At 36.8% G+C, this 12,505-nt stretch carries 12 protein-coding genes; 3 read left to right on the forward strand and 9 right to left on the reverse strand.

Annotated elements, in window-relative coordinates; all coding sequences use genetic code 11:
• Positions 1-110 precede the first annotated feature (110 nt).
• Together argS and FC748_RS14715 are read right to left on the reverse strand one after the other, a co-directional pair.
• Positions 111-1,778, reverse strand: coding sequence for an arginine--tRNA ligase (gene argS / locus FC748_RS14710; protein WP_024362862.1), 1,668 nt, complete (start codon positions 1,776-1,778; stop codon positions 111-113).
• A complete protein-coding gene (locus FC748_RS14715; RefSeq protein ID WP_227665406.1) occupies positions 1,778-2,206 on the reverse strand; it encodes a YwiB family protein in 429 nt (142 codons plus the stop codon). Before FC748_RS14715 ends, argS begins: the two co-directional genes overlap by 1 nt.
• 168 nt (positions 2,207-2,374) lie before the next feature.
• On the opposite strand from FC748_RS14715, the gene FC748_RS14720 reads away from it, so the two are divergent.
• The 3 genes from FC748_RS14720 (at position 2,375) to FC748_RS14730 (ending at position 4,983) form a co-directional block, all read left to right on the forward strand.
• Positions 2,375-3,484, forward strand: coding sequence for a diguanylate cyclase (locus tag FC748_RS14720; protein WP_024362860.1), 1,110 nt, complete (start codon positions 2,375-2,377; stop codon positions 3,482-3,484).
• Between the two features lie 169 nt (positions 3,485-3,653).
• A complete protein-coding gene (locus FC748_RS14725; protein WP_108030622.1) occupies positions 3,654-4,595 on the forward strand; it encodes a threonine ammonia-lyase in 942 nt (313 codons plus the stop codon).
• Positions 4,596-4,608: 13 nt separating this feature from the next.
• The gene (locus FC748_RS14730; protein ID WP_108030623.1) at positions 4,609-4,983 is read left to right on the forward strand and encodes a RidA family protein; all 375 of its coding nucleotides are present in this window, start codon (positions 4,609-4,611) and stop codon (positions 4,981-4,983) included.
• A 62-nt stretch (positions 4,984-5,045) separates the two neighbouring features.
• On the opposite strand, the gene bioF is transcribed toward FC748_RS14730, so the two are convergent.
• From bioF to speB, 7 genes are all read right to left on the reverse strand, one after another.
• Positions 5,046-6,215 (reverse strand): 8-amino-7-oxononanoate synthase, encoded by a 1,170-nt coding sequence (gene bioF / locus FC748_RS14735; RefSeq protein WP_108030624.1) that lies wholly within the window; start codon positions 6,213-6,215, stop codon positions 5,046-5,048.
• A gap of 2 nt (positions 6,216-6,217) precedes the next feature.
• Complete coding sequence (bioW, locus tag FC748_RS14740) at positions 6,218-6,949, reverse strand: 6-carboxyhexanoate--CoA ligase (RefSeq protein ID WP_108030625.1); 732 nt, start codon at positions 6,947-6,949, stop codon at positions 6,218-6,220.
• The gene (locus FC748_RS14745; RefSeq protein ID WP_024362855.1) at positions 6,930-7,430 is read right to left on the reverse strand and encodes a protein BioX; all 501 of its coding nucleotides are present in this window, start codon (positions 7,428-7,430) and stop codon (positions 6,930-6,932) included. Before FC748_RS14745 ends, bioW begins: the two co-directional genes overlap by 20 nt.
• Positions 7,431-7,721: 291 nt before the next feature.
• The gene (locus tag FC748_RS14750; protein ID WP_108030626.1) at positions 7,722-8,828 is read right to left on the reverse strand and encodes a choloylglycine hydrolase family protein; all 1,107 of its coding nucleotides are present in this window, start codon (positions 8,826-8,828) and stop codon (positions 7,722-7,724) included.
• A 38-nt stretch (positions 8,829-8,866) separates the two neighbouring features.
• Complete coding sequence (locus FC748_RS14755) at positions 8,867-9,850, reverse strand: choloylglycine hydrolase family protein (protein ID WP_108030627.1); 984 nt, start codon at positions 9,848-9,850, stop codon at positions 8,867-8,869.
• A gap of 93 nt (positions 9,851-9,943) precedes the next feature.
• Entirely contained in the window at positions 9,944-10,789 is an 846-nt protein-coding gene (locus FC748_RS14760) for a MerR family transcriptional regulator (RefSeq protein ID WP_108030628.1), read from the reverse strand.
• Between the two features lie 710 nt (positions 10,790-11,499).
• Positions 11,500-12,372, reverse strand: a complete 873-nt coding sequence (speB, locus tag FC748_RS14765; protein WP_108030629.1) for an agmatinase — start codon at positions 12,370-12,372, stop codon at positions 11,500-11,502.
• Positions 12,373-12,505 lie beyond the last annotated feature (133 nt).

A 12,505-nucleotide genomic window follows, 5' to 3' on the forward strand; every position in this document is an offset into this window, starting at 1 on the left:
ACACAAAACACAAAAACGGTGCCAGTCACTCAAACAATTCTCAAACAATTTTGTTCGTAAAAACAGAAAAACCCCGACACGCAATTGTGTCGGGGTGATAATCATGTATATTACATTTTTTCTGGTGCAGATACGCCAATTAGACGTAGTGCGTTGGCAATCGTTGTACGAACAGCTGTAATCAGTGCTAAACGCGCTTCTGTTAGCTCTTTATTCGATGCATCTAACACTTTTTCAGCGTTATAGAAGCTATGGAATGCAGCTGCTGTTTCTTGAATATAGTTAGCGATACGGTGTGGTGTACGGTGTTTTGCAGCATCCGCCACTACTTTCGGGAAATCACCAATTTTTTTCAATAAATCAATCTCTTTTTCAGCAGTTAACAGGCTTAAATTTGCTGTTGAAGTAGCGAAGCCTTGTTCTGTCGCTGAACGTAAAATAGAAGAAATACGCGCATGTGCATATTGTGCATAGTACACTGGGTTTTCATTTGATTGTGAAACCGCTAAGTCAAGGTCAAAGTCCATATGTGAATCACCAGCTGTTTTCACAAAGAAGTAACGCACAGCATCTAGACCAACCTCTTCCACAAGCTCACGCATCGTTACAGCATTCCCTGTACGTTTGGACATTTTGAATTTCTCGCCGTTTTTGTATAACTGCACCATTTGGATAATTTCCACTTCAAGTGTGTCACGGTCATAGCCAAGTGCTTGAATAGCCGCTTTCATACGTGGAATATAGCCGTGGTGGTCTGCTCCCCAAATGTTAATTAGTTTATCGAATCCACGAACAATTTTATCCTCATGGTAAGCGATATCTGGTGTCAGATATGTGAAAGAGCCATCGTTTTTAATTAGGACACGGTCTTTATCGTCACCGAATGTTGTAGAACGGAACCAAGTCGCACCGTCCTCTTCAAATACATGACCATTCGCTTTTAATTTATCTAATGCTACTTCGATTTTGCCGTTGTCATATAATGATGTTTCAGAATACCACACATCAAAATTCACGCGGAAGTTCGCTAAGTCTGTTTTTAATTTATCTAATTCTAAAGCAAGACCATGTTGACGGAAAAATGCAAAACGTTCTTCATCCGGTTTTGATAAAATCGAATCGCCATGCTCGCTCGCTAATTTACCTGCAATGTCGATAATATCTTGACCATGATAGCCATCTTCAGGCATATCAGCAGCAAGGCCTAATGCTTGCTTATAGCGCGCTTCCAGAGAATAAGCCAAGTTATTAATTTGATTACCAGCATCGTTAATATAGTACTCACGAGATACAGCATAACCAGCCATATCTAAAACATTACACAATGAATCCCCTACAGATGCTCCACGTGCATGACCTAAGTGTAGGTCGCCAGTTGGATTTGCTGAAACAAATTCAACTTGCACTTTTTCACCAGCTCCTGCGTTAGAGCGACCATAATCAGCACCTTGTTCAAGGATAGCTGTTACAACTTCTGTTAAGAAATCTTTACGAACCGTTATATTCATAAAACCAGGACCTGCGATGTCGATTTTTTCGATATCAGTTCCTGCTGTTTCAAGGTTTTCTAAAATTGCCTCTGCAATTGCACGCGGTGGCTTTTTCGCTAATTTCGTTAATTGCATGGCAATATTTGTTGCATAATCACCGTTTGCTTTGTCTTTTGGTGTTTCAAGGTGAATCGTTAACTCTGTGCCAGCTTCGACTAAGCCTGCTTTGTCAACAGCCTGCGCAATTGCCGTTTTAATGGCTTGTTGTACTTGTTCTACTGCGTTCATCATTGTACCTCCGTAAATGTAATGTCTAATGTATAATTGCCAACGCTTTGTCCACCCATTAATAAATCGTATTGCACATGAAAATCTCCGCACATTTCATGTCTAGTAAATAGCATGTTTTTTGTTTGTGTTACGAGTGGCATCGAACCTAATTCACTTTCATAATGGCCAATTTGTTGTTCAAAAATATTGAGTGGTAAGCGCATTTTGACTGCTCCAGCGCGCATAATAAGTGCCCGTTCCGTGTCTAACTTCATCGTCGTGCGGATTGTTTTATCATCCTGCATCTCTTCATATTTTAAATATAGGGAATCTGCTTTATTGATTAGCTGCCCATCCAACCACATTTCCAAGGTTTCGGACTCCCCATCAATCGGACGAATCGTCGAAATGAGCTTAATGTTCACCTGCGATTTTACTTCGTTCACCTTCATGGACGCTCCCTTTTAATCTTTTTACTATAACCTTTTTATTATAGGATAAATGTCCGCTTTTTTTCAAGATACAAGTGCGTATTGTTTTCAAGCATTGGCAAAAGAAAGTGAAAAGATTTACTATTATCTATATATGTTCGAGAAAGGAACTACTATTAATAGATGTTACTTCATATTTATGTCAGCTTTTGTATTACCTTTACTTTAATTATTTTAACGTATTGGCCATTTACTCATCCGACTCGAAGAAAATCATTTATCAAAGATTTTAAACCAATTTTAGTCGGCATTATTTTTGGTATGACAGGCCTTGTATTAAGTGCTATATCTTTACGTTTTTTACAAGGGACGCTTATAAACATTCATATTGTACCGCTACTATACAGTGGGCTGATTGGTGGTCCGTGGTCAATTATTATAAGCGGTGCAATTATGGGGGTAGGGAGTCTATATATCATTCCTACACAATCTTTATTGTCCATATCAAGTTTATCAAACATTAATTTAATCGTTCTTTCGATTATCCTTGCCTTTGTCGCTTGTAAAAAGCCTATTACACTTCACACTTTAACAACTTATTTTTTTAGTGTCATGGCAGAAATTATTGTAATGCTTGTACTAGCAATCTGCATGCCACCTATACTGAAAATAGAGACCATTTTAGGATTCATTGCCTATGCCCTATTTACATTTTTTACAATTTTCACTGTTATTACACGTTTACAAGCAACTAGTGAAAAAGTACAGCTCATTTATCGACTTAAGGAAAAAGACTATTTAACACAACTACCAAATAATTTGGCGATACGATCATTTGCACAAGAAATGGTACTAGAAACGGACAATTTTTCTGTACTCCATTTTGATGTCGACAATATGAAAGATATAAATATTAAGTATGGCCATTTAGCTGGTGATGGGATTATTAAGCAACTCGCTACCATTATTCATCATTATATTGAAACGAAAAACGGAATGGCCGCACGTGTTGCTGGTGAGGAGTTTTATATTATTTTAAAAGATGCCCCACCTGCTATCGCCCTCTATCATGCTGAAAAACTAAGACATGTAATTGCACATCACTCTTTTAAAATTAATGACAGGCAAACTACGCCATTGACGGTTTCTATTGGTATTAGTTCAAGTCCCGATAACGCTGTAGACTTTGATGAACTTACCATTATCGCCACACAGGTTACTACAGAAGTGAAAGCTTTAGGTGGCAACCAAGTAGTACATGCCAACAATAGTGAATTTCATAAAGGATGCTAATGTTAGGTCCTCTATACCAGAAACTGCGAAACTTTGCGATATTTGCAAACGTCTTGCAGTTTCTTTTTATGTGCCATGCTAGCAAACATTGACAGATATTAACTCTAATACTACATTTATATTATTATTTTAGAATTTTCAAATTGTTCAAAGAAATGAGGTATACTTTATGCTATCGCTTGAAAAAATCCAAGCTGCCAAACTGAAAGTCGCACCTTATATTTATGAAACACCTGTTATTCGCTTGCAAGGACTCGATAATTTATTACATTGCAACGTTTCGATAAAAGCCGAAAATATGCAAAAAACCAACTCTTTTAAATTGCGTGGGGCTCTTAACAAACTGCTGTCGATGCCAGTTGAACAATTACAACATGGCGTTGTGGCAGCTTCCTCCGGTAATCATGGCAAAGGTGTGGCTTTCGCGGCTCAACTATTAAATATTCCAGCAACCATCGTTTTACCCGATTCAGCGCCATCTGTTAAAGTCGAAGGCATACGAGCCCTTGGTGCACGTATTGTCCAATGTACGCTTGCCGAAAGACATCAAGTGACTGAAACCCTAAGCTTAGAACATGGTTATGCCATTGTGCATCCTTATGATGATTACGATATTATGGCGGGGCAAGGGACAGTAGGATTGGAAATTTTAGAACAGTTCTCTCAGGTCAGTGCAATTGTTGTTCCTATTGGTGGTGGTGGTCTGCTAAGTGGTGTCGCAACTGCGGTAAAATCTTTAGCACCACATATTAAAATCATTGGTGTTGAACCAGCCGTCGTCCCTCGCTATTCAGAAAGTATTCAAGTTGGTAAAAGATTACTATTAGCTGAACAACAATCGTTAGCGGATGCTCTATTAACTTTACAACCTGGGGAGCGAAACTTCCCGATTGTTGAAAAATTAGTTGATGACATTGTGCGTGTAGACGAGGCTTCCATACTTAATGGGATGAAAACATTGCTACTAGAAGGCAAAATATTAGCTGAACCCTCCTCTGCCATCGGGATAGGAGCAGCTCTTCGAGGCAATTTACCGATTACAAAAAACGACCATGTTTGCTTCCTTATTTCAGGTGGCAATATTGGGCTAAATCAATTACAACGTTTATAAGGAGGAACTTATTATGAAGAAAGTTTTGATAGAACAAGAGCCAATCGGGCATTATACACCAGGCATGATTAGTAACGGGAATTTATATATTTCGGGGCAAACTTCAGTCGATCCAGCTACAGGCAAACCTGCAACTGGTGGCATTCACGCTGAAACATTCATGGCTCTTCAAAAGATGGAAGTCGTGCTTCAAGCAAGCGGTCTTACGAAGGAGGCTGTTGTTATGTGTCGCGTCTATATAACATCTGCTGATTTATGGGCGGACGTAAATGAAACTTATGCACAATTTTTCGGTAGTCATAAGCCTGCCCGCGCCATTATCCCAATTAAAGAATTAAGCCATGGCTGCTTAATTGAATTAGAGGCAATTGCAGAACTTGAAGGTTAGTGCTATGTAATTAATAAGAAAAAGCAATCAAAAAATTGTTTGAGTGCCAGGCACTCAAACAATTATACAATCCCCATTTCTTTTCCTATTTTCTTAATTTTACTAATGACCATATCGAGCTGCTCTATTGTATGTGTAGCCATTACTGTTATACGCAACCGACTTGACCCTTTCGGCACTGTTGGTGGTCGAATCGCTGGAATAAAGACACCTTCATCCAGTAGTTTCGCAGAAAACTGCATGGCTTCATGAGAACCACCAATAATAAGAGAAATAATAGGTGTTTCCCCTTCTTTCATTACAAAACCAGATTCCTCTAATTTCAATCGTAAGTACTGCGCATTTTTCAGCAATTGCTTTCTCCGCTCGGGCTCATTCTGTATGATGGAAATTCCTTCTCGCGCTGCTTCAATCGCACTTGGCGATAAAGCTGTTTGGAAAATAAAAGATCGGGCGTTATTTAACAAATAGTTCTTAGCAATGGATGACGTCGATACAAATCCACCCTCTGCACCAATCGCTTTACTCAACGTGCCTACTGTAAAATCAATCTCATCTTTCAAACCAAAATAATCAGCGGTACCACAACCATCATTGCCAAGAACACCTGTTGCATGCGCATCATCAATCATTATGTACGCTTTGTATTCCTTGGCTAACTCTACCATTTTTGGAAGTGGCGCAATATCACCATCCATACTAAAAACGCCATCCGTTACGATGAACTTCAATCCATCCCCATGTGATTGCCTTAATTTCCGCTCTAAATCCACCATATCCGCATGTTCATAAACAATCGTTTTGGCTTTACTTAATCGACAACCATCTATAATACTCGCGTGATTCCAAGCATCAGAAAAGATAGTATCTCCTGCCTTCATCACACTCGAAATCACACCTACGTTCGCTAAATACCCACTGCTGAATACAATGGCCGCTTCAGTCTTTTTAAAATCTGCAATTTCAGATTCTAGCTGTTCATGAATGTCGAAGTTTCCAGTTGTAAGTCGAGAACCGCCAGCCCCTGTACCGTATTTACTAATGCCTTCAGTTGCTTTCTTTTTCAAACGACTATCTGTTGCAAGGCCTAAGTAGTTATTCGATGAAAATAGCAAAAATTTCTTACCATTCATCACTACCTCACTTTCATTTCCAGTTGAAAACAAACGTAACTTCCTTGTCAATCCTTGCTCTTCTATTACTTGCAGTTCCCTTCGAAAGCGATCATTCATTTTTAATGCCCCCTAATGAGAATAGGTTCTCTTTCTAAATAGTGTATATATGATTCTAGCTCAACTTCATCTGACACAAAAAAAATACGTCCGCCACTTTCACAGCCTTCCCTTTTTAAAGGCGTAATTCTGACATAACCAATCTCATGATTGCTTACATAGCCAGTAACGTATTCTGGATCATCTGACCAACATAATTCTGCGATGGTATACGGAGAATTTGCCACTTTCGTTGCCAGAGCTAGCGCTTCACGAACACGCTCATTGTAACCTACATCAGCGTCTTGCCAATCGATTCGTGATACACGAACGCCTTTCAGTCCGCGATTGTCAAGTCGCAAGCCAGTTTGACTATGAAGGAGGATAGCCCCACGAAGATTTTGATTACTAGAAAGTAGATGAAAAGCAACATTTTGTGCCTGCTTGGAAACACCTACTGAGGTTAATATACTCCTAGCTTCTTTATGTGCCCTTTCAATTGAACTCTCATCAATTGTCGTTATTTCTAACGGTGGCATATACAGTATCTGATCACCTGTAAGTTTTTCAACGGTAATTTGAATAAAGTCAGCATCTCCGCGCGAATGATTCCTTGCTTTGTTCAATAACTGTTTTACAATTGGCTCTATTTGAAAATCACTCCCTATCCGTTCCCCACCAGATATATGCTTTTCTCCTCCTTCGAGATTTTTTTCAGCTGCACGCATTCGAATGCTATAACACGTTTCTAACATGATGATCACCTGCTACTTTCTTATTAATTGCATATAACATTTTCGTTATTGGATAAACACTGACAGCCGTAATGACCATCCCTGGAATCGCCAAAACGAATAGTGGCAAAAACGGGGTCCCTAACGTAAAAGCCAATCCAAGTCTAGCAACCATTGTTCCAATCGGTCCTGCCACAACTAGTACCGGAATTGAAGTTCCTAATAAAACAATGATTAGACCAACAGTCAATCGGAAAATTATTGAAATTTCAACATTTAAGATGGAGTGTATACCTAGTAAAAATAAGATTAGACTTGCAATGATTCCCGCAAGAAAATATCGCTTAAATCCAAATACTGCTGCAATCGCAACGGCAATCGGTGCAGATAATTGAAACTCAGATCCAGGAATACCTGTTGGAATCTTAAACATGCCTGTAACGATAATAAGACAAGCTAGTAATGAAATCTGAGCAAGATCATATGTAGAAAACTTTCGCATCCTCCTATTCCTCCCATTCTAACTTCTTCAATTTGAGTTAACCTTAATAATAATTAAGTTAACACATTTATAGATAGGAAGGTAGATTAAAATTGTTTTTCTATATTTTTTTCAAAAAAGGATAGAGCTTTAACAGTGCTTCGTCAAAAAGGAAAACGCCAGAAACCTATGAAACAAGAGGATTTCAAACCTCCAAGAAGGTGAAATAAGCGATTTATTATTGAATAGAGGAATGATAAAAAAACACTCTCGGCTCATCATGCAGCTGAAAGTGTTTCTTTGGCCATATTATTATTTGATTAGCTTCCAGAAGTTTGGTCCATAGTTTGAGTTCTCAATGAAAACTTCTAATTCATTAAAAGGCAAGGTTTCTCCTACTTTTAATTTATAGATTTTATTATTTATAGGGGAACCGAAAGAAATATCTAATTGTTTGTCGTTAAGATTAAATAGAATTGAATGAACAGTTCCGAAATTTTCTTCGAAATTGTGCACTGTTACACCATTAGGGTATTCATTAAACATTAATTGTTGTAATTTATTCTTTGTAAAAAAATCATCACTCTCTAAGTTATTTTTCAAAAAATTATAACGCATTTCAGATTGTTCTAATTTTCTGTCTTCTAACTTCATTATTTTGGGCATTACAGCGTGATTAGTTGCAATCAAAAATCCTGATTTTTGATTGCCCCTTTCTACGACCTTTTCTCCATCATACGTTTCTACTAAAGCTACATTCCCTTTGGCATCTGACAGTAGCAAATTCATATTTGTTCCAATAGGCATATTCTCTAAATAAGTAATTCCTTCCTCAACATCTTTACAATTTTCAAGTAAAGCTCTTACTATTACCATAAACTGAAGTCCTTTTAGGATAGGCTTTTTCATTCCTGGATGTTTTCCAACTGGAATACCGCATGAAGCAAAAGCTACACAGAATCCCTCTTCATTTAAGCCTTCACTTCGACCAAAGTACGAAACAGAGAATCCAGTATGACTATATTTCCCTTTTACCTTAGTTGTACAAAGTCTCATATCAGATATAGCTGGTGACAAATCGTAATTTCTAAGGACATAAGTTTTACCATCACTTGTTTTAGATGGTAAAACAGCGCCTAAACTACATCCTCCTGGTTGTAGTAAAGCTTCATCAAAAAAGTTAAGACAACTAGGCTTTATATTTAATGAATCTGCAAATCCTTGAAGCTCTTCGTTTAAACCAGGAGCATAGTGATCAATTAGTTGTTTCGTATCCTTATATTTTGTTTCATCTATTAATTCAGATGATAAAATGACATTCATTGCATTAGGATTCTTTTTTATTTCCTCTCCTTGCAGTCTACCAATTTCATAACTGGTGCCTTTAAGATAAGAAATAGAAGCTTGAATTGAATTCATATTTGTCACTCTCCAATTCGAATTTTCGATTAATGTATTTATTTTAAAACAGCATCTGTCAATCGTTTATCTGATTTATATTTTGCTTTGTTTGGTTGACCTTCGGCTCTAAGTATATCTAATGTATTTAAGTTTGCTACAACAGAAAAGAGCGTACCAAAATTATATTCTTTTAAATTTAAACAAACATGTCCCTTGGTTTCTGACATAATTGATTGTGCAGTGGAAAGATTCATTTTATTGACGTTTTCTTTAAGACGTATATCTAATGTTTCAAAACGTTCTTTTGATTTGCTCCAATTCCAACTTTCAGATAGTGATGTACTTTCGTGGTGATTTGTACAATGAATATAATTATTTGTAGGAAGGCGGACTTGATAGTCATTAGGGGTAACTTCAACAACAGCCATATTCCCTAATGGATCTGCTAATAAGTAGTTATTAGATACCGAACTTGGAAATCTTTTTAACACTTCTATGCCTTCTTCCACCGTACAACAATTTTCTAAAATATATTTAACAGCAAAATAAAAATTCAATCCTGGCATAATTCCCTCATGAGGAACTGATGTAAATCCTACAAATAGACCATGTTGATTTATACCATCAACTTTTCCAATAAAACAATCTGAATGACCTACATACTTATTTTTCCCTTCAAAACAAATAAGTGAGGACTCTGTAAAATTTTTTAAATTAAAGAGCATATCATAATTTCGACCAATAATAATTTCTCTCCCGTTAAAAGCTGAGAAAATACTACATTGACCGGCCAATTCAAATACCCCTATACTTAAAAGAAAAGAACTTACTTCTTCATAAGAAGTATGACAGCCTTCTGCAAATCCTTTTATTTCTTTCACAACATTAGGATCAAATTCTATAAGAATATGTTTGCATGACTCTCCAAATTTTAATTTTTCTTCGGATACTTTCGGAAACCGAAATCCATTTTTATAAAGAATTTCTGCATAATGCTTTCCTGCCTCATAAGCATCTCCCTTTAATCTCGGATGATACATTTAATTCCCTCCAATGTATTAGTATATAAAAAGAATAAACCCTCCAGTTGGTGGAGAGTTTACCCTGTTTTTATATAAAACTATAAGTTAACTTTATTTCTTAATTACTGGTATACAAATTTTGGTAACAAACTCTGATGGATGTCTGTTTAAATCTGGTTTTATATCTCTACTATTAAAATTGACAGGTACAAGACCTTCTTCATAAATTTCTATCTCTTTCGCTATCTGAGTTAGATTTTGTTCGAAGATCCAACTATTCAATTTTTTATAGCCTTCATCCAACTCCGAATAGGGGCCTTTAACAGTAATACATGCGTATATCCCGCTGGATAAAGTCCTAAAGCCCGCTATTTTGTTCATATGTTCTACTGGAAGAAGCAGCTCTATATCAGCCTCTTTTTGACTAAATTCTCTTTCATGAAAGATAGCCATTAATTTCCCTGTAATCACGAGATTAAAAGCGTAAACTCGATTAAATAAATTTTTAACCAACTCATCAATAAATTGGACCTTTATCTTCTCACGTATCGTGTACACTAGGGTCTCCTCTCGGTTTTCAATAAAGCAATCGGATAAAAAAGGCCCTGGGATTATAGAAATTTCTTTCTCTATTTGCATGTTTAATCGTTTCAATTCTTCTATTTGTTCGGAGATTTGTTCTTTTTTTTCCTCAAGTTCATCAATCTTATATGCTAATATACTTTTTAGTTGTACTTGTTCTGTGCTGTTAATAAATTCCTTGACTGTAGATAAAGAAAATTGACAACTCTTTAGAAGCATAATTTTTTTCATGATTTGAATTTTGTCATAGTCATAATACCGATAGTTTGTTACAGGATCTATGTAAGAAGGTTTTAGTAATCCAATGTCACTATAATAACGTATTGTTTTAACTGGAATATCACATATTTTTGAAAATTCACCTATAGAATACACTGCATTCTCCCTTTACAATTAAAAAATTTTTATTTTAAATCACTAAATATTTAGTTTGTGATAAATTGAAGTCTTCGTCAGAGAGGGAATAAGCATAGAAGAAATCTATTCCCTCTTCAACCCCTTTTACACCTTTAACTTCATCTTGCTACTATCATTACCGCATGCATCGGGATGAAACTTCGTGAATACCATGCGATAAATCCATGAAGAATCTTCTTTTCATCATTGTTGTAGTTCCTGTTTAAAGTAATTTGGTAATTACTATCATCATTTTTAAAATGTTCTTCGAAATGGCTCCAACTTATCATTGTTAGCTACGTCTTGTATATTCTTCACTAGCCTTTTTAGTGGCAATAACTTTCTTTATGTTTAAGTACTCCTCATTGCGTAGCGTACCAAATACATCGAAATTGGACTGTAAGTACGGCTCTCATATCGTTTTTCAAACTCATTCATAACATTTCTATGAGTAATGTGAATAGCCATGTGTTCTTAGTGTACCTTGTGTTCTTCTGTTTGTTCATATTTTGCCCTGATTACCTCCTCAATGGGATTTAATTTATCGGAAATCATTTTGTATAGTTAGAGATGGCGACGCAAACCTTATCCTTAATTAGTGAGAGTTTAAAGGCAAGGAGCTAAAAATGGGGTTAGCTCATCGCTAACCCCATTCAAACCGCTTTCTAACAACCTATACAAAGCCCGTATTATTTTACCCAGCCTAAAATCATTTCTCTTAATAATTTACTTGCCGTATTGGCTGTCATTTCTGATGTGTCATAGATTGGTGCTACTTCAACTAAATCAAAGCCTACTACATTGACGCCACTTGCAGCAATTGCATGAATAGAAGCTAATAATTCTTTCGACGTAATGCCTCCACAATCTACAGTACCAGTACCAGGTGCATGTGCTGGATCTAGTACATCGATATCAATTGTTACGTAGACATTGCGGCCTGCTAATGTTGGTAACACTTCTTTTAACGGCTCTAACACTTCAAATTTTGAAATATGCATACCGTTTTCTTTCGCCCATTCAAATTCTTCCTTCATACCTGAACGAATGCCAAATGAATAGACATTTTTAGGCCCAATATGCTCGGCAATTTTACGAATCGGTGTTGAATGGGAAAGTGGCTCCCCTTCATATTCCACACGTAAATCTGTATGTGCATCGAAATGAATAATGGCTAAGTCATCGTACTTTGCAGCAACTGCCTTCATTACAGGCCAAGACACTAAATGCTCGCCGCCCATGCCGACAGGAATTTTACCATCTTCTAATAATTTCATAATGAATTTCTCAATTTCATCTAAAGAACGTTGAGCATTGCCGAATGGTAATGGAATATCCCCAGCATCAAAATACTTTACCTCTTCTAATTCGCGATCTAAATATGGGCTATACTCTTCTAGGCCAATCGACACTTCACGAATACGTTGTGGACCAAAACGTGACCCTGGACGGTAACTTACTGTCCAGTCCATCGGCATGCCATAAATAACTGCCTGTGCATCCTCATATGTAGGATGACTTTTTATAAAAACATTTCCTGAATAAGCTTCATCAAATCTCATATCTAGCCTCCATTAATCTCTGAACTTCCTATGAAATTCAGTTGTTATAGTTATTACGACGAAGGACTTACAGGTTTGTAATGAAACCTCACTCAGCAAATCCTCGTATACATTATTGGAACGTCTAGCAAAA

The sequence above is a fragment of the Lysinibacillus sphaericus genome, from assembly GCF_005217585.1.
Lineage (GTDB): Bacteria > Bacillota > Bacilli > Bacillales_A > Planococcaceae > Lysinibacillus > Lysinibacillus sphaericus.

Excerpts from the sequence above, each read along its gene's own strand:
- bioF (WP_108030624.1), bottom strand. The coding sequence starts at position 6,215 with ATGAATGATCGCTTTCGAAGGGAACTGCAAGTAATAGAAGAGCAAGGA.
- speB (WP_108030629.1), bottom strand. The coding sequence starts at position 12,372 with ATGAGATTTGATGAAGCTTATTCAGGAAATGTTTTTATAAAAAGTCAT.
- FC748_RS14725 (WP_108030622.1), top strand. The coding sequence starts at position 3,654 with ATGCTATCGCTTGAAAAAATCCAAGCTGCCAAACTGAAAGTCGCACCT.
- FC748_RS14720 (WP_024362860.1), top strand. The coding sequence starts at position 2,375 with ATGTTACTTCATATTTATGTCAGCTTTTGTATTACCTTTACTTTAATT.
- FC748_RS14745 (WP_024362855.1), bottom strand. The coding sequence starts at position 7,430 with ATGCGAAAGTTTTCTACATATGATCTTGCTCAGATTTCATTACTAGCT.
- argS (WP_024362862.1), bottom strand. The coding sequence starts at position 1,778 with ATGAACGCAGTAGAACAAGTACAACAAGCCATTAAAACGGCAATTGCG.
- bioW (WP_108030625.1), bottom strand. The coding sequence starts at position 6,949 with ATGTTAGAAACGTGTTATAGCATTCGAATGCGTGCAGCTGAAAAAAAT.
- FC748_RS14750 (WP_108030626.1), bottom strand. The coding sequence starts at position 8,828 with ATGAATTCAATTCAAGCTTCTATTTCTTATCTTAAAGGCACCAGTTAT.
- FC748_RS14730 (WP_108030623.1), top strand. The coding sequence starts at position 4,609 with ATGAAGAAAGTTTTGATAGAACAAGAGCCAATCGGGCATTATACACCA.
- FC748_RS14755 (WP_108030627.1), bottom strand. The coding sequence starts at position 9,850 with ATGTATCATCCGAGATTAAAGGGAGATGCTTATGAGGCAGGAAAGCAT.